Source organism: Actimicrobium antarcticum, from assembly GCF_039536745.1.
GTDB lineage: Bacteria > Pseudomonadota > Gammaproteobacteria > Burkholderiales > Burkholderiaceae_D > Actimicrobium > Actimicrobium antarcticum.
In genome coordinates this window covers 12,902-30,538 of sequence record NZ_BAAAZE010000013.1, presented here as the reverse complement: position 1 = coordinate 30,538, position 17,637 = coordinate 12,902, and the positions used below count along the sequence as shown (strand labels likewise).

The 17,637-nt window shown below is 60.2% G+C and carries 14 protein-coding genes and 1 pseudogene; 10 read left to right on the top strand and 5 right to left on the bottom strand.

Features of this window, described 5'->3' with window-relative positions; translation table 11 throughout:
* Positions 1-40: 40 nt before the first annotated feature.
* The 5 genes from ABD720_RS15530 to msrA all read left to right on the top strand — a co-directional run bounded on the left by ABD720_RS15530 (position 41) and on the right by msrA (position 6,931).
* Positions 41-1,330 (top strand): TolC family protein, encoded by a 1,290-nt coding sequence (locus ABD720_RS15530; protein WP_344764582.1) that lies wholly within the window; start codon positions 41-43, stop codon positions 1,328-1,330.
* Complete coding sequence (locus tag ABD720_RS15525) at positions 1,327-2,556, top strand: efflux RND transporter periplasmic adaptor subunit (RefSeq protein WP_344764580.1); 1,230 nt, start codon at positions 1,327-1,329, stop codon at positions 2,554-2,556. The genes ABD720_RS15530 and ABD720_RS15525 overlap by 4 nt, the downstream gene beginning before the upstream one ends.
* On the top strand, positions 2,553-5,720 hold the full coding sequence (locus ABD720_RS15520) for an efflux RND transporter permease subunit (RefSeq protein ID WP_344764578.1): 3,168 nt from the start codon (positions 2,553-2,555) through the stop codon (positions 5,718-5,720). The genes ABD720_RS15525 and ABD720_RS15520 overlap by 4 nt, the downstream gene beginning before the upstream one ends.
* 99 nt (positions 5,721-5,819) lie before the next feature.
* Positions 5,820-6,323, top strand: a complete 504-nt coding sequence (gene msrB / locus ABD720_RS15515) for a peptide-methionine (R)-S-oxide reductase MsrB (protein ID WP_344764575.1) — start codon at positions 5,820-5,822, stop codon at positions 6,321-6,323.
* A complete protein-coding gene (gene msrA, locus ABD720_RS15510; protein ID WP_344764573.1) occupies positions 6,320-6,931 on the top strand; it encodes a peptide-methionine (S)-S-oxide reductase MsrA in 612 nt (203 codons plus the stop codon). Before msrB ends, msrA begins: the two co-directional genes overlap by 4 nt.
* Positions 6,932-7,013: 82 nt before the next feature.
* Here msrA and ABD720_RS15505 read toward each other — a convergent pair whose 3' ends face one another.
* The gene (locus ABD720_RS15505) at positions 7,014-7,931 is read right to left on the bottom strand and encodes a GlxA family transcriptional regulator (RefSeq protein WP_344764571.1); all 918 of its coding nucleotides are present in this window, start codon (positions 7,929-7,931) and stop codon (positions 7,014-7,016) included.
* Between the two features lie 240 nt (positions 7,932-8,171).
* On the opposite strand from ABD720_RS15505, the gene ABD720_RS15500 reads away from it, so the two are divergent.
* The 3 genes and pseudogenes from ABD720_RS15500 to ABD720_RS15490 all read left to right on the top strand — a co-directional run bounded on the left by ABD720_RS15500 (position 8,172) and on the right by ABD720_RS15490 (position 11,275).
* A complete protein-coding gene (locus tag ABD720_RS15500) occupies positions 8,172-9,242 on the top strand; it encodes a flavodoxin family protein (RefSeq protein ID WP_344764569.1) in 1,071 nt (356 codons plus the stop codon).
* A 227-nt stretch (positions 9,243-9,469) separates the two neighbouring features.
* A pseudogene (locus ABD720_RS15495) lies at positions 9,470-10,435 on the top strand (methyl-accepting chemotaxis protein); the annotation flags it as partial.
* A gap of 408 nt (positions 10,436-10,843) precedes the next feature.
* Positions 10,844-11,275: a hypothetical protein gene (locus ABD720_RS15490; protein WP_344764567.1), complete on the top strand. Its 432-nt coding sequence runs from the start codon at positions 10,844-10,846 to the stop codon at positions 11,273-11,275.
* Between the two features lie 5 nt (positions 11,276-11,280).
* Here ABD720_RS15490 and ABD720_RS15485 read toward each other — a convergent pair whose 3' ends face one another.
* From ABD720_RS15485 to ABD720_RS15470, 4 genes are all read right to left on the bottom strand, one after another.
* Complete coding sequence (locus ABD720_RS15485) at positions 11,281-11,685, bottom strand: hypothetical protein (protein ID WP_344764566.1); 405 nt, start codon at positions 11,683-11,685, stop codon at positions 11,281-11,283.
* 69 nt (positions 11,686-11,754) lie between these two features.
* The gene (locus ABD720_RS15480; protein WP_344764564.1) at positions 11,755-12,039 is read right to left on the bottom strand and encodes a hypothetical protein; all 285 of its coding nucleotides are present in this window, start codon (positions 12,037-12,039) and stop codon (positions 11,755-11,757) included.
* Between the two features lie 178 nt (positions 12,040-12,217).
* Entirely contained in the window at positions 12,218-13,225 is a 1,008-nt protein-coding gene (locus ABD720_RS15475) for a helix-turn-helix transcriptional regulator (protein ID WP_344764562.1), read from the bottom strand.
* A gap of 131 nt (positions 13,226-13,356) precedes the next feature.
* Entirely contained in the window at positions 13,357-14,187 is an 831-nt protein-coding gene (locus ABD720_RS15470) for an SIR2 family NAD-dependent protein deacylase (RefSeq protein WP_344764560.1), read from the bottom strand.
* A 544-nt stretch (positions 14,188-14,731) separates the two neighbouring features.
* Here ABD720_RS15470 and ABD720_RS15465 point away from each other — a divergent pair.
* Positions 14,732-16,282, top strand: coding sequence for a hypothetical protein (locus tag ABD720_RS15465; RefSeq protein ID WP_344764558.1), 1,551 nt, complete (start codon positions 14,732-14,734; stop codon positions 16,280-16,282).
* 271 nt (positions 16,283-16,553) lie between these two features.
* Positions 16,554-17,621, top strand: a complete 1,068-nt coding sequence (locus ABD720_RS15460) for an alpha/beta fold hydrolase (protein WP_344764556.1) — start codon at positions 16,554-16,556, stop codon at positions 17,619-17,621.
* The last annotated feature ends 16 nt before the right edge of the window (positions 17,622-17,637 follow it).

The window sequence follows — 17,637 nt, the reverse complement described above, 5'->3', positions numbered from 1 at the left end:
TTTGTACGACCACGTGCCCTGTCTTCCGGAGAAATACATCATGTCTGTTCGTTTTCTGGCGCCCTCGCGCCTGTGTTCCATCCTGCTTGTCCCCCTGTTGTGGAGCAGTCCGCTGCACGCAGCCGATCTGGCGCTGACGCTACCGGCAGCGCAGCAACGTGCCCTGCTGTATTCGCGCCAGTTGCCCGCCTTCGATGCGGCCACCTCGTCCGCGCAATCCCTCGCAGTCGCCGCGGGTCAGCTACCGGACCCGATCCTCAAACTGGGTATCGACAACCTGCCCGCCAACGGCGAAGACCGCTTCAGCCTGACCCGCGATTTCATGACCATGCGGCGCGTCGGCGTGATGCAGGAACTCACCGGCGCCGACAAACGCCGGCTGCGCCGCGACGTGCAACTCAGACAGGCCGATAAGTCGACCGCACAAAAATTCGCCGCTGCCGCCGAGCTGCGCCGGGCTACCGCCATGGCATGGCTGGAGCGCTCATTTGCCGAGCAGAAGCTCGCGCTCGTCGATGCGCAACTGGAGCAGGCGCGCCAGGAAATCAGCGCCGCAGAAAGCGCCTACCGCAGCAATGGCGGCCGCCTGGCCGATGTACTGGCAGCCCGCAGCACGCTGATACTGATCGACGACCAGCAGCGCGATCTGTCGCGCAAGGTGCGCAACGCCGGCACCATGCTGGAACGCTGGACCGGTCCGCTCGGACCGACCACGCTGGCCGCCTCACCCGACATGCATCAGCTGTCCTGGAATCCGGCCACGCTGGACCGCACGCTGGCCAGCGAATCGCAGATCGCCGTGCTGTCGGCACAGGAACAGGTGGCCCGCACCGATGCCCTGCTCGCACAGGCCGAGAAAAAAAACGACTGGACCATCGAAGTCGGCTACGCCCAGCGCGGCCCGGCGTACTCGAACATGCTCTCGGTCGGCGTGTCGATTCCGCTGCCGTGGGACCAGGCCAACCGGCAGGATCGCACGCTGGCCGCGCGCCTGGCGACTGCCGACCAGGCCACCGCCGAACGCGACGAAGCGCTGCGCGAACGCATCGCCCAGACCCGTATCCTGCTCGATGAATGGCAAACCGATCGCGCTCGTCATCGGCGCTATCAGGACGAACTAATCCCGCTGGCAAAGCAGCGTACCGAAGCCACGCTGGCCGCATGGCGCGGTGGCAAAGCGACGTTGCCCGAGCTGCTGCTGGCGCGGCGCAATGAAATCGATGTTGCGCTAATGACGCTGGACCATGAAGCCGCAACCGCACGCCTGTGGGCACAACTGAATTTCTTGCTGGCCGATGCGCCGGCAGCATCGCTCGGAGAGACACCATGACAACCCGCCGCAACCTCCTGATCATGGCGATGATCGCTGTCGCCGTCGCTGCCGGAACAAGCCTGTACCTGCTCGGCAAGCACCAGTCGATGGCACCGCCAGCGCCGGTCGCGGCCACCACCGCCGAAAAGAAAGTCCTGTACTGGCACGATCCGATGGTGCCGGGACAGCGCTTCGACAAACCCGGACCGTCGCCGTTCATGGACATGGCACTGGTGCCGGTCTACGCTGATGCCGGCAGCGACGACGGCCAGATCGTCATCAGTCCGCGCATGCAGCAAAATCTGGGCGTACGCACGGCCGAGGTCACGAGCGGCACCTTGCCATCGGGCTTCAGCGCGGTCGGCAATGTCGCCTACAACGAGCGCGACGTGGTGCTGGTGCAGGCGCGCGCCGCCGGCTTTGTTGAACGGCTGTATGTGCGCGCCGTGCTCGATCCGGTACGCCAGGGCCAGGCGCTAGCCGAGCTGTATGTCCCGGACTGGGTTGCAGCGCAAGAAGAATTCCTGACCGTGCGCCGCATGACCGGCGCCAATACCGATGTGCTGGTCGATGGCGCCCGCCAGCGCATGCGACTGGCCGGGATGAACGCGGCGCAAATCCGCCAGGTCGAGTCGACCGGCAAGGTCCAGGCGCGCGTGACGATCCAGGCCCCGCGCAGTGGCGTGCTGACCGAACTGTCGGTGCGCGAAGGCAGTACCGTGATGGCCGGCGCACCGCTGATGCGGCTCAATGGCACCGGCACGGTCTGGATCAATGCCGAGATTGCGGAAAGCCAGGCGGCGCAGGTGCGTCCGGGTATGACAGTCGAGGCGCGCACGGCGGCGCTGCCAGCGGTGGTTTTCAAGGGCACGGTCAGTGCGCTCCTGCCGCAAGTCACGCAGGCCACGCGCACCCTGATCGCCCGTATCGAACTGGCCAACCCGTCCGGCCAGCTCGCCCCCGGCATGTTCGTGACGCTGCAGTTTGCAGCCACGACCACTGCGCCAGTGCTGCTGGTGGCATCCGAAGCCGTGATCCGCACCGGTACGCGCACCGTCGTGATGGTGGCCCAAGGTGATGGCAAATTCGCGCCGGTCGATATCGAGGCCGGCACCGAATCGAACGGACAGACCGTGGTGCTGAAAGGCCTCGCGGCTGGACAGAAAGTGGTGACATCTGGCCAGTTTCTGATCGACTCCGATGCCAGCCTGAAAGGCGTCGGCGCACGCATGGCCGCGCCATGATCGCGCAGCTGATTCGCTGGTCGATTTTCAACCGCGTGCTGGTGATGCTGGCGACGGTGTTCGTCACCGGCTGGGGCGTCTGGGCGCTGAACCAGACCCCGCTCGATGCATTGCCGGACCTGTCAGACGTGCAGGTCATCATCCGCACCACCTACCCCGGCCAGGCCCCGCAACTGATCGAAAACCAGGTCACCTATCCGCTGACCACGACTATGCTGTCGGTGCCGGGGGCGAAGACGGTACGCGGCTATTCGTTCTTTGGTGACTCCTTCGTGTATGTACTGTTCGAGGATGGCACCGATCCGTACTGGGCCCGCTCGCGCGTGCTGGAATCGCTGAGCCAGGTGCAGGCGCGTTTACCGGCACAGGCAAAAACCGCGCTCGGTCCGGACGCAACAGGTGTCGGCTGGATTTATGAATACGCGCTGGTCGATCGCAGCGGCAAGATGGACCTGTCGCAGCTGCGCGCGCTGCAGGACTGGTTCCTGAAATATGAACTGAAAACCGTACCCGATGTGGCCGAAGTCGCCAGCATCGGCGGCATGGTGCGCCAGTACCAGATCGTGCTGGACCCGGACAAACTGCGCGCTTATGGCATCGCGCATGGCAAGGTGATCGAGGCGGTGCGGCGCGCCAACCAGGAAGCCGGCGGTGCGGTGCTGGAAATGGGCGAAGCGGAATACATGGTGCGCGCCTCCGGCTATTTGCGCACGCTGGACGACTTCCGGGCGATTCCACTTTCCACCTCCGAGGCCGGCGTGCCGGTCAGACTGGGTGACGTGGCGCGCATCCAGCTCGGCCCGGAAATGCGCCGCGGCATCGCCGAACTGAATGGCGAAGGCGAAGTGGCCGGCGGCGTGATCGTGATGCGATCCGGTAAAAATGCCTCGCACACCATCGCTGCCGTGAAAGCCAAACTGGCCACGCTCAAGCGCAGTCTGCCCGCCGGCGTCGAGATCGTCACGACCTATGATCGCTCGCAACTGATCGAACGCGCCGTCAGCAATCTGCAAGAAAAATTGCTGGAAGAATTCCTGGTGGTGACGCTGGTCTGCGGGATCTTCTTGTGGCATCTGCGCTCTGCGCTGGTGGCGATCATCACGTTGCCGATCGGCATGCTGATGGCCTTCATCGTCATGCATTATCAAGGCGTGAATGCGAACATCATGTCGCTAGGCGGGATTGCGATTGCCATCGGCGCGATGGTCGATGCCGCAGTCGTAATGATCGAAAACGCGCACAAGCATATCGAGGCCTGGCATCTGGATCATCCCGAAGAAAAACTGGAACCGCAGCAGCGCTGGCAGGTGATTGCCGATGCCGCCGCCGAGGTCGGGCCGGCGCTGTTTTTTTCGCTGCTGATCATTGTGCTGTCGTTCGTTCCGGTCTTCACGCTGGAGGCGCAGGAAGGCAAACTGTTCGCGCCGCTGGCCTTCACCAAAACCTATGCCATGGGCGCGGCGGCGCTGCTGTCGATCACGCTGATTCCGGTGCTGATGGGTTACCTGATCCGCGGACGGATTCCGGCCGAGCACAGCAATCCGCTGAACCGCTGGCTCAGTGCCGTGTACCGGCCGCTGCTCGATGGCGTGCTGCGTTTTCCGAAAGCCACGGTGGCCGGCGCGGCCTGCATCGCGCTGCTCACAATCTGGCCGGCGCTGCAGCTGGGCAGTGAATTCATGCCGCCGCTGGACGAAGGCGATCTGCTCTACATGCCGTCCGCACTGCCAGGCATCGGTGCCGGCAAAGTGGCTGAACTGCTGCAGCAAACCGATCGCCTGATCAAGACCGTACCCGAGGTCGCCACCGTCTTCGGCAAGGCTGGCCGCGCCGAAACCGCCACCGATCCGGCGCCGATGGAAATGTTCGAAACCACGATCCGCTTCAAGCCGCGCGACCAGTGGCGCGCCGGCATGACGCCGGACAAGCTGGTCGACGAACTCGATCGCATCGTGCGCGTACCCGGCCTGTCGAACCTGTGGGTGCCGCCGATCCGCAACCGCATCGACATGCTGGCCACCGGCATCAAGAGCCCGGTCGGGATCAAGGTCGCCGGCATGGATCTGAAGGAAATCGACCGCATCACGCAACAGATCGAAGCCGTGGTCAAACCGCTGCCGGGCGTGTCGTCGGCGCTGGCCGAACGGCTCAATGGCGGGCGCTATATCGACATCGATATCGACCGCGCGGCCGCCGCACGCTACGGCATGAATATCGCCGATGTCCAGAGCATCGTCGCCGCCGCAATTGGCGGTGACAATATCGGCGAAACCGTCGAAGGCTTGCAGCGCTTTCCGATCAACCTGCGTTATCCGCAAGGCTTGCGCGACTCGGTCGGTGCGTTGCGGGACTTGCCGGTGCTGACCGAACGCGGCGCGCAAATCCGGCTCGGCGATGTGGCAGCAATCCGGATCAGCGACGGCCCGCCGATGATCAAGACCGAAAATGCCCGGCTCTCCGGCTGGGTCTATGTCGACATTCGCGGGCGCGACCTGCGCTCTGCGGTGCACGAGATGCAGCAGGCCGTGGCGCAACAGGTGGTCCTGCCGGCTGGCGTATCGATCTCGTGGTCGGGCCAGTTCGAGTATCTGGAACGCGCCACCGCCCGCCTGCAAATCGTGGTGCCGGTCACGCTGCTGATCATCGCGGTGCTGTTGTACCTGACCTTTCGTCGCCTCGATGAGGCGATCCTGATCCTGGCGACGCTGCCGTTCGCGCTGGCTGGTGGCATCTGGCTGTTGTGGTTGCTGGGTCAGCATGTGTCGGTCGCCAGCGGTGTCGGGTTCATTGCACTGGCCGGCGTGGCGAGCGAGTTTGGCGTGATCATGCTGCTGTATTTGCGGCAGGCGTGGGATGCCAGTCTGGCACGCGGCGCTGATACCGACGCCGACCTGCTCGACGCCATCCGGGCCGGCGCGGTGCAACGGGTGCGGCCAAAAGCGATGACGGTAGCGGTCATCATCGCTGGCCTCCTGCCGATCCTGATCGGCGCCGGTACCGGTTCCGAAATCATGCAGCGCATTGCGGCACCGATGGTCGGGGGCATGATTACGGCGCCGCTGTTGTCGATGTTCGTGGTGCCGGCCGTGTATTTCCTGCTGCGCAAACGCAGGTCCGGAATGGGCCGAATGGGCCGACAAGAAGGCCAACAAAAAGAAATGTAAGCAAAGCTGGCATGCCGACGACGAATCGGCATCGCAGTTAAACTTGGTCTGAATCCGTTGCTGCACTCTGTCCGTACCAACCTGTTTCAAGGAGTCATCATGAATCGACGTCAACTCATCCAGCGCTTGTCCGGCCTGTTCGGCGGCGCAGCACTACTGCAATTCGGCGCGACCTCGTTCGCCGCCACTTTTCCGCTCAACAAAACCCACGCCCAGTGGAAGGCCTTGCTGCCGGCTGCCAGCTACGATGTCCTGTTCGAAGAAGGCACCGAGCGTCCCGGCAGCAGCGCGCTGAATGCCGAAAAGCGCGCTGGCACCTTCGTTTGCGCCGCCTGCAACAACCCACTGTTCAAGAGCACCACCAAGTTTGACAGCGGCACCGGCTGGCCGAGTTTTTTCGACTTCATCCCGACGGCACTCGATACAAAAAGGGATTTCAAGATCATCCTGCCGCGTACCGAATACCACTGCGCACGCTGCGGCGGTCATCAGGGCCACAAATTTGATGATGGCCCGAAACCGACCGGCCTGCGCTATTGCAATAACGGCGTCGCCTTGACGTTTGTCGCTGCCGACCAACCACTTCCGGAGTTACGTTCATGAACCGTCTATCCCTGTTTCTTTCCATGCTGCTACTGAGCGCAACAGCCCATGCGCAGACACCGCCAGCAGCGGTCGCGGCCGCACCAGCCAGCGCCGTCTTCGGTGGCGGCTGCTTCTGGTGCATCGAAGCCGACTTCGAAAAATTGCCGGGCGTATTGACGGTCGAATCCGGCTACAGCGGCGGTAAGGTGGTCAATCCGACGTACCAGCAGGTCAGCGCCGGTAACAGCGGCCATATCGAGGTGGTCAAAGTGAATTACGACCCGGCCAAGGTCAGCTACGCCACCCTGCTCGACTACTTCTTCCACCACATCGACCCGACCGTCAAGGATCGCCAGTTCTGCGATGTCGGCAATCAGTACCGGAGTGCGATCTTTGTCGAAAATGATGCACAACGCGCCGCTGTCGACGCCAGCAAGGCAGCCATCCTGAAGGCTGGCAAGGTGAAGGAGATTTTTACCGAAACCATTCCGCTGACGAAGTTCTACATGGCCGAGGACTATCACCAGGATTACTACAAGAAGAATCCGATCCGCTATGCGTACTACCGCAATGGCTGTGGCCGGGATGCGCGGGTGGCGGAAGTCTGGGGCACTGCGAAACATTGAACGACGATCGGGCAATGAGGGAAATTTCAGTCGTGCGCAATGTCTGCGTTCAATCGTGCCGCTGAAATTTCACGCCATCCCATCAAGTCCGACGCTGCCGCTGTTCCCGCGGCGTCATGCCAAACAATCCCCCATACGCCGTCGAAAAATGCGAGCCCGACGAGAAGCCGCATAACAGCCCGACCTGCACGATCGAGTGATTCGATTCCAGCAGTAACTGGCGCGCCCGCTGCAAGCGCAGGTCGAGGTAATAGCGCGATGGCACGCTGCCCAGATGCTGCTTGAACAGGCGATCCAGCTGGCGTCGCGACAGTCCCACCAGACTGGCGATGCCGTCGGTGCCGAGCGGCTCTTCCAGATTGGCTTCCATCAGCGTGACGGCTTCGGTCAGCTTCGGTTGCGAGGCACCGAAGCGCGCCTGCAAGGCTACCCTCTGGCGCTCGCTGGCGCCGCGTACGCGATCGATACAGAGTGCTTCCCTGATCTGCGCAGCCAGCGCCACACCGAAGATCTGCTCGATCAGCGTCAGCGCAAAATCGATGCTGGCGGTACCGCCACAACAGGTCAGCACCCGGCCATCACATTCAAACAACTGCGGTGTCAGGATGGCGCGCTCGGCGGCGTCATCGGTCTCCGGATACAGCGCCCACGGTAACGCGGTACGCACGCCATCGAGGACGCTGGCACGCGCCAGCCACAGCACGGCACTACCGACCGCGCCCCAGCAATCGGATTGACGACACAGTGTAATCAGGTCGCGCAGGTTGGCGGGTGGATGCACTTCATCGTCCGCGACCAGCAGGGTCAGGCCATCGCTGGGACACGCTGTCTGCGGGCTGGTAATGGTGAGGATCATGCGTGTCGCGCCGAGCAGTTTTTCGGCCAGACGCAAAGGGTGGAGCAGGCCGGAGAGCGTGATGCTGCCGGGCTCACCGACGGCGATGAGCTGGATGCGCAGGGGCACGTGACTCGACAGGCGCGACAGGTCGGCAAACGGCATGGGCGGTTAATGGAGCAGCGGGATGATCGGGGCTTGAGTATCGCACCATCAGACAGTGGTGTGCTACTCGACAGCCATTCCAGTGGGAATGCGTAGTTTATTGAACTGTTGCTGAAAAAGTACCGGAAAGCGAAACAGCGAACATACCCAATCCACGCAAAGGACTATCGTAAGAAGTACGCTGTCCCTACTCGACTGTTGCGCACCCGCGCGCGAGGCCAGCATCTGATGGGAATCCTCATGACTGCACCGCGCAAAGGGCAAGCGGCGGCACCGCTGGCCCGTAACGAATTCCACCTCGAATTTCATAAGTCGTTCCTCGACCCCGCGTTTGACAGCGTGGCAAAACAGTTGGCCGCAGTCGAAGAAATCGCCTGGGACAATTATGAAAGTGGCCACAAGGCACCGCTGACCGAAAAAGCCGGGAGCGAATTTTCCGATCCTGACTACGATCTGTCGATCGAATGGAAAGTAACCCGCGACCGCTTAATTGCCGCAGAGACCGTACAGAAAGATCACGCGACCCGCTCACGCGTTTTACTTGTCTGCGGTTCTGCGCGCAACGACGGTAGCTGCCCCGGCGAGATTTCCAAGACCTGGCGGCTGTCCGTAATGGCGCAGGAAATTCTTGAGCAGGCCGGCATCGAAGTTGATCTGCTCGACCTGAGCCGACTGACATCCGATTACGATCACCATATTCATCCCTGCAAGGGATGCGTCTCAACCGCCATGCCGCTGTGCCATTGGCCGTGCAGCTGCTACCCGAATCATGGGCAGCGCCAGACCAATGACTGGATGGCGGAGATCTACGAAAAATGGGTCGCGGCGCACGGCGTGATCATTCTCACGCCGGTCTACTGGTATCAGACCCCGGCCGTCCTGAAGCTGATGATCGACCGCCTGGTCTGTGCCGACGGCGGCAACCCCGATCCGACCGCGACGCACGGCAAAAATGCGGCCAAGGCAAAGGAACTGGAACTGGCTGGCTGGCCGTATCCGAAACATCTGGCTGGTCGCACGTACGGTCTGGTGGTACACGGCGACGTGGCCGGTATCGAAGGCGTACGGCGCGGATTATCGGACTGGCTGGACTGGATGGGGCTGATCGATGCCGGGGTCCAGTCGCGGCTGGATCGGTTCATCGGCTACTACGAATCGTATGCAGAAAGCCATGAGACGCTGGACAAGGATTTTGCCGTTCAGGAGGAAGTACGCAATGTTGCGCGCGCAGTGGCCGAAGCGGTGGCTGCATTGCGGCGGGGCGAGCTTTCGGTGCCGGACCACGGGCTGGAAAGACCGCGGCCTAAATGACGAAGGTGCGCGATGCGCGATGACACCATCGCTGTTTGAAGCTGGACAATGTGATTCGGCCGCATTCCAACTGATATTTTCGCGCTGGCTCTACGCTGACTCAGGTCATTTTTTTAATAAACGGCGTCTGTATCACGGTTGACGCTTGCCGCATCAATTACGTCAGCCGCGAGCGAATCCAACGTCGCGGTTCCGACCGTGCGCGGCATTCGACGCGAGATCGTTGAGAACCAGACTTGACGGCCGACATTGCTGCAAGGATCGCGGCTAGTGGTCTGGCCGTGTCGATCGAACTCAAAAAAAATGATCGCTCCAGCCTGCTGTTCGCCATGAAATCCATGCGCGATAGTCTGGCCGACCTGGTCGGCCGGGTCCGGGCCAATAGCGATACGATCGCCACCGCGTCCAGTCAGATCGCTGCTGGCAATCTTGATCTGTCTTCCCGTACCGAGCAACAGGCCAGCTCACTCGAAGAGACCGCTTCGTCGATGGAAGAGCTGACCGGCACCGTCACGCAAAATGCCGATAATGCGCGTCAGGCCAATCAGCTGGCAGTGACTGCTGCCGAAGTTGCACAGCAAGGTGGCGCGGTCGTAGCGCAGGTGGTCGGCACAATGAGTTCGATCAATGCGTCGGCGCGCAAGATTGTCGACATCATCGGCGTCATCGACGGCATCGCCTTCCAGACCAACATCCTGGCACTCAACGCCGCCGTCGAAGCGGCCCGCGCCGGTGAACAGGGGCGCGGTTTTGCGGTAGTGGCCTCCGAAGTGCGTACGCTGGCGCAGCGCTCGGCCGCTGCCGCCAAGGAAATCAAAACGCTGATCGGCGATTCGGTAGAAAAAGTTAACGCCGGTTCGAAACTGGTCGATCAGGCCGGTGCGACGATGGAAGAGATCGTGGCCAGCGTCAACCGCGTGACCGACATCATGAGCGAAATTACGGCTGCCAGCAGCGAGCAGACCGCCGGCATCACGCAGATCAATCAGGCCATCACACAGATGGACTCGGTCACCCAGCAAAATGCCGCGCTGGTGGAGCAAGCCGCCGCTGCCGCGGAATCCCTGCAGGACCAGGCGGGTGGACTGACAGAGCTGATGGCTGTGTTCAAGCTGGCTGGCGAGCGCGAAGCCGCTGGCAAACAAGGCGGCCAGATGCGGCTTTCCGCACATCAGCCGGCTCTTCTACAGTAAGTTGATCGCCAACCGGCACGTCGCACTGACCCGCGACCTGCCATTACCCTGTGGACACAAACACGATCTGCAAGTAGGCTGACTTTCCGCGCATCCTGAAAGGCACGCGCATGAACACCTCTGACGCAACGCTCTGCGCCGCACTCGCTCTGACCACCCTGCCGACAATAGCGGCCCACTCCCCTGCGCTCGCGGAGTGGTGACTGGATTGCGCGATTTTCGCTTCCGTTCCGGTGAAGTCCTGCCTGCACGATCAAATGATTCGATTCCAATAGTAACTGGCGTGCCAACAGCAAGTGCAAGCGACGCATCCTGACGCACGGTGCGTTTAGCCTGTGAACACGGCACATCTACATCGCGCCCGCAGTGTCGGTTCTTCAGGGTTTGCACTTTTAATAAAAGGTAGTCATGGATACGCTCGACCGCTTTTTCAAGCGTCTTGGTTTCTTGGTCAACCTCGCTGGACTTGTTTGCCTGGTGATGATCGGTTTATATACCCTGTATCGGATACCGTTCCATTGGCGCAGGCGTCGTGATGCCACATCGGAAGCTGAACGGAACTATTTTGAATGCAAGCTCTACGCTTGCTGCCTCGGTGGGTATGCCTTCGTCGTGAGCTTGATGCTCCTGCTGGCGGGTGACTGGTTCGCAACCTATTGGCCTGCAATTTGCGCCAACTGGACCGACCACGGTGCGATCGGACAGGTGGGGCACCACGACGCTGTCGCAGGAGACGCAGGTCTGGCTCTGGTGGGATGTGCCTTGCTTTACTGGGTCGCGTCAACCATGGGGAAGACGCTCATCGACTGCGATGGCGAGGAGATGTTTTTTCCGAACTGATCGGGCTAAAAATCCTCCCATACCTTCTCCCAGAACCCGGGGGCATCATGTTCGGCATTCTTCATCGCCTCTGCCAGCGTGTAATAGCAGAACCGCGCACCTGGAAATTTGCAGGAACCATCGGGGTTTTCCAGGAACGCGCATAAGGTCATATAGTCCGGATTTGCCAGATCAAACGGTACGTCGATATAAATCTCGCCAAGGTAGCGTCCGAAAAATGTCGTACTTCCGACATGACCGCACGGTCGCCAGTGCATACCGTTCAGATCGAGCCAGGTAATGATTTGCTGTCGAACAGGAAGTGCCGCCCAGTCCAGCCGCTGACGGAGATCGTCATGGAAAATCACGTACAGGGCATCGCGACCGCTTTGACGCGCAATCGCATCGATGTGCTCTATTTCTTGCGGCATGTCTGTCCATTTCTGATGTCTGCAAAATCGGTTTGAACTCCACGCTGCGCCACAATCATGCCGATGCGCTCAGGCATCTGCGTGCCAGACTTCCAGCACCGAACGCGTTGCGCTGTCGTTGAGCAGTTGCAGAAACCGGTCACGATGGATTGGTCCCTCGCTGAAACTGTAGATCAGCGCCGGCTCACCTGATTGCGAGCTGACATAAATGTCCGCGTCGATCGTATCGGTCAGCACGAGGATCTGATTCACTTTTCCGTCGCTGCCGATGGCAGGCTGGAGAGCTGACTTTTCAATAATTCGAAGTATCTCGGCAGGGTTGAACAGCTGAAGAATGCTTTGATGAAAATCCATGATCGCTTGCCCCTATTTTTCGTTATCGGCACCCATCGATGCGCAGGGCGGACTCGAAGGCTGTCGAGAGAGAGTCACCTTTACAGGCTGGTCCGACAACCGGTGTCGCAGAAAAAACAGGCAGCCGGTCTGGGCTGGAGCGAACGAAACCCGGCCATGTCAAACCCGCCCCGCCACGCTAGGCGTACAAGGCATGCATGCGCTCGGCTGATTCCTTCATCTGTTGCCGCAGTGCCTTTGGACCGATGACTTCGACGCCATCACCGAGCCCGAGCAGCCACCAGCACAGCTGTTTCGTATTCGGCACAGTTGCCCGCAGCGTCAGTCGGCCATCATCCAGTTCCGTCACCGTCTGGTCGGTGGACAAGCGACTTTCCAGCAGGTGCTCACCTGCAGCCGCGCTGAAAATAGCTGTCAATGAAATGGTATCCCCCGCACCGACCCCGAACGCGCCTGTGGCGATATACGCATCGATCGAAAACCCTTTCGGCACCCGCGACGGCAGGTGCAGCATTTCTGCCTTTTCCACCCGGTGCAACGGCAGGAAGCGGATGTCCTGATAGTCCGCAAACAGACAGACCAGATACACGACTCCGCCGCGCTGGACCACCGAAAGGGGATGTACGGTGCCGTACACAGTAACTTGCCTGGCCGCGCGCTTGCGGTAATGAAGCGAGAGTTGCTGGTCGCACATCAGGGCTTGATAAATCGTTTGCTGGCAGACCGGCGCAATGACAGGCGCCAGCAGCGGCTGCGTTGCAGGGATGGTGCGCGCCTTGTTGAGCCAGGCTTTCGCGTTGCCCCGGGTTTGCGTATTGGCCAGCGTTTTTGCAGCCGATTGGAAGTACGGTGTGAGCGCGGCAAGCGTTGATGGCGGCAGCTGGTTTTGCAGTTGCTGTTCAACCATTGTCAGCATCAACGCCTCATCGAGCTGCAGCCCGGGCAGGTCGAAGCTTTGCGCATCCCGCTGCCAGCTCCATCCGAACGGCTTATTCCGGTCGTCGACCGTCAGCGGAAAGACGGCAGACAATTCATTCAGATCCCGTTGCAGCGTACGCAGCGTCACCGTGAATTCAGCCTGACGCAATCGCTCACACAGATCCTGCGTCGTGATCTTGCCCGGAGCGCGCGGAATGCATCGCAACATATTCCATTGCCGCATCAGGGTTTGCTGGTTCGTTGCCATCAGCGTGTGTGCGGCCAGTGTTTGGCAGGATAGCCTGTAGGTTGAACGTTCACGGCACGCCTTTGCTAGGTGGATTATGTTGCATTATTGCAATTTTTTTCTCTAATCGCAATAGCGCCTTTTTTGTCGAATCAAGTTCGCGCCACAACCCGACTCTGCAGCGCCTGCAAGGCGTCCAGTGCGCCGAGTGCAATCCCAATTTCCTGCGGTCCGCGTACCTCGGCTTCACGCAAGTTGATGCGGATCAGCCTTGCATGTTGCGATTCGCCTTTGCGGCGTGCCGAGGGGATGGCCGTGCCCGCGCCGATTTCGATCACCACCAGTCTGGCCATCATTTGCAGCCAGTGCGCCATTCGGCGTTGCTGCAACTCGGTGCGTTCCGGCAGCCAGGTCCAGTCGTCGAACATCAAAATAGTCGGGCGCGCCAAGCCACCACACTGTGGACAGACCGGCAAATCCGACAGTAGACGGCAGTTCTTCTCGTCGACTACCGGATGAAAGTCATCGGCCGACCAGATAGCGGTCGAACAGGCTGCCAGGCATTGCAAGTGGTGAATCGAACCATGGCACTCAACCATGCGGGCGGCATCAAAACCGGCCTGCTCAAACTGCCCGTCGACATTGCTGGTGAACACGAACACGCCGTGCGGCATGCGCCTCCCCAACTCCCGCAGAATTCCAAAGCCTTCATGCGGTCGGGTACTGCGATACAGCTGTAGCCGGTGTCCGTAAAAACCCCACGCCTGCCTGGGGTCACGCTCGAAGGCCTGTTGATTGGCGATGTCTTCGAAGCCGAGGCCTGGCTGGCGCAATCCGGGATACGCACCCCAGAATCCCTGTGGTCCACGGAAGTCGGGCAAGCCGGAGTCGATCCCGATGCCAGCACCGGCCGTGATCAGCAGGGCATCGGCATCGTGAATCCAGCTGGCGGCAAGATCGAGGCTGGCTGGGAGGTCTGGCATGGTGGCTTTCTGCATTGGTGTATTTGGATTGCAAGGTGTCGCACCACAGTGTCGCGTTCGATGCGACAAATTGTGTCGCAATGGTCAAGGCGGATGTCCGGAGTCGACGGTGACGCGAGGCGCAACCTTATCGCAGGGATCGGTCAACGACGCAAATTGACTCTCGCAACATCGGAGGCGATCAACGCCCGGACTCGTCGGATTCCGGGCCTGCGACGCGATTTGTCGCATCACTCCGCAATAATGACATCTGCACTTTGCGAGGTGGTCGATAGTTTCGGAAAGGAATTTGCGGTGCGGTGTTCCCATTCGACCAGACGCTGGTTAACGGTTTGCGGCACTGCGTGTCCTGCCAGTACAGGAAGACGACTAAATAGCAGAACACAAAGTTTCTTCATGGTAATGTGAGCGCAGCACTGTTTCGAGGTCAAGCGGCCAAGTTTCAACGCCTTTATGTACCGAGTACGACGATCCCGCTTTTTGGAACGACTGAACGAAAAAAATTAACGTTAGACAAGTCGGCGCCCTACTGAAAAGGAACACGATGAAGCGCGATACATTCATGCAACAACCCGATGTGATTGCTTTTGTTACCTGGCTACGCGACACGTTGCCGAAAAGACAGTTTCAGTTAAACATGAAAAGCAGCCGCTATGTACCGGGCGGTCTGAAAATGAATCTGACCGGACTCGAAAAAGTACTGGAGCAGTACCGCTGGAAAACCAGCGTCACCGGCACCGATGACGCGGACAACAACGCTGGAAATTGGGCCAGTACGACGGCACTGCTTCAATCGTTCCACATCGCGCTTGACACTGCCGTTCAGGCCGGCGATGAAGATGCGGCACTTGCCACCTGCATGGCTATCCTGCGCTGGGGCGGTGTGCGCGGCGCAGTCCCATTCATCCATCGCCTGCACGGCAAAAAAGCCCTGACCGGCTACCTGAAGGAAATCGGCACATTGATGGCGCTCGACGCGCATCCGTCGCAAGAATTGAACGACTTGAATGCCACCACGGTAAAACGGTTCGATGCCGGTCTGACCAAGATCCACGCGATCCTGAGTAACGATGGATTACCCATCGTCGATAGCCGCGTTGGCGCAGCCGTGTCCATGCTGTACGAACTGTATCGGCGCGAAACGGCGACCACCGTCAAGCGTGCCCTGAAATTTCCTACGGGATCTGCACGCGGCAAGCAGATCCGCAATCCAGGGGAGTTTGGCGGCGAATTGAAAATGGCACCGACCTTTTACACCAGGGCAGTCAGTCATGAAAGCTGGGCGCGCAGTTCCGTACAACTGGGCTGGATCATGCGCGCTGTGCTGGGGTCATGCGAGTGGTTCAAGGCTCCTGGTAACGATGCCAGCCTTGCCGCGCGCTGCCATGCGTTTGAAGCGAGTCTGTTCATGATCGGGTACGACTTGCGCTGCTTCGGAGCGGTGCCCGAACAAGTTGAGGCGGCGCCGGTTGACGGCATTGCTGCTGCAGCCGAGATCGCGTCGAGAGGGTGGGTTCCCACCGGCAGCACGTTATCGATAGTGCTCCCCAGACTTGTCGAATTTCGTCGAATGCACGGTGCAGCAAGCATTGAAAAGTTCTACCTGAGCCTCGAAATTTTGAGTAAAGCCAAGGATAAGAGGGCCGCGTCGCCCACCGACGAGAAACTGCGAGACAAGAATCGGCGCGCAGCTGCGCGCAGCGCATGTTTTCCTTTGAGTGAGAATGAATTTGATTTGTTCAACCGTGATCTGGCCACTCTGAAGAAAATTACTGTCGGCGGAGAGGCAGGATTATTGGCTGCAACGCATGGAGAACCCTGGTCTCACTCGATGACAGAGCGAGAGCAAGTGTGCCTGGTCGATGTGCGGATTGCCGGAGCTGTCGCCTCTCTCACTAAGGCCGAACAACAGACTTACCTGATCAGCAGGGGATGGGCCGGTACGCCAAACGCTGCAAATACCTTGATCAGCATGGGAAGAAATGTTGGCAAGTATTTTGGATTGCTTGATAAGCAAGGGAAGCCGACTGAATGGTACTACCGCTTTTTCCAAACGACACCCGACACCGCTCTCGAAAACGACATTGATACGTGAGTGTAGACATCAGGGCGATGATGGGGATGGGGCTGGCGCTTTAGGCCTGCCGACATTGTAAAGAACGATAGGGAGTGCGACACCGCTCGCATTCCCGTCGACAAGTCGGCGTTCTCAACCATCAGGCGCGCCTCCCTCTTCCGACGATGTCCAAAACGCTTCCCTCACCGACTCGGCCAGACGCCCTCATCCTCGCAGTGCAATTGTCCTCTGGACACAATCGTCATCTCTCAGTACGCTGCCCTTTCCGCGCATCCTGAAAGGCACCCGCATGAAACCCTCCGCCACACTGCTCTGCGCCGCCCTGACAATGACCCTGACCGCCATGCCGGTGCTGGCCGCCGACTTCCCTGCGCCCACCGAAGGTGACTGGATCGTGCGCGACTTCCGCTTTCGTTCCGGCGAAGTGCTGCCCGAACTGAAGCTGCATTACACCACCATCGGCGCGCCCACCGGCGAGCCGGTCCTGCTGTTGCATGGCACCACGCAGTCGGGCAGCAGCCTGCTGTCGCCGCTGTTCGGTGGCGAACTGTTCGGGCCCGGCCAGCCGCTGGATGCGAGCAAGTATTACGTCATCCTGCCCGACGCCATCGGTCACGGTAAATCCAGCAAGCCCTCCGATGGCATGCGCGCCAGCTTCCCGAAATACAGCACCGAAGACATGGTCGATGCGCAAAACCGGCTGGTCACCGAGCATCTCGGCGTGCGGCATTTGCGCATGGTGCTGGGGTACTCGATGGGCGGGATGGAAACCTGGATTTACGCGCAAAAATATCCCGGCATGATGGATGTCGCAGTGCCGATGGCGTCGCTGCCAATCGAGATGTCGGGCCGCAACTGGATGTTGCGACGCCTCATCATCGACACGATCCGCAACGATCCGTCCTGGATGCATGGCAATTACACGACCCAGCCACGCAGCGCACAATTTGCGTCGGTGTTCTTTGGGCTGGCCACCAATGGCGGTAACCAGGCGCTGCAAAAAGCCGCACCCACCCGCGAAAAAGCCGACGCCCTGCTCAATCAGCGCCTGGCCGCGCCCTTCCCGGCTGATGCCAATGATGTGCTGTATCAGTGGGAATCCTCGCGCGACTACAACCCGTCGGCCGGACTCGAACGCATCACCGCCACGCTCCTGGCCATCAACTCGGCCGACGATGAACGCAATCCGCCGGAGCTGGGAGTGATGGAACGGGAGCTGCGCCGCATTAAAAATGCACGACTGCTGCTGATACCGGGCAGTGACATGACGGCTGGTCACGGCACCGGATTCCAGGCGAAGTTGTGGAAAAAAGAATTGGCGACGTTGCTGGAAAATGCGCCGCGACTGGCAAAATAAGCGGGCGGCAAGTCCT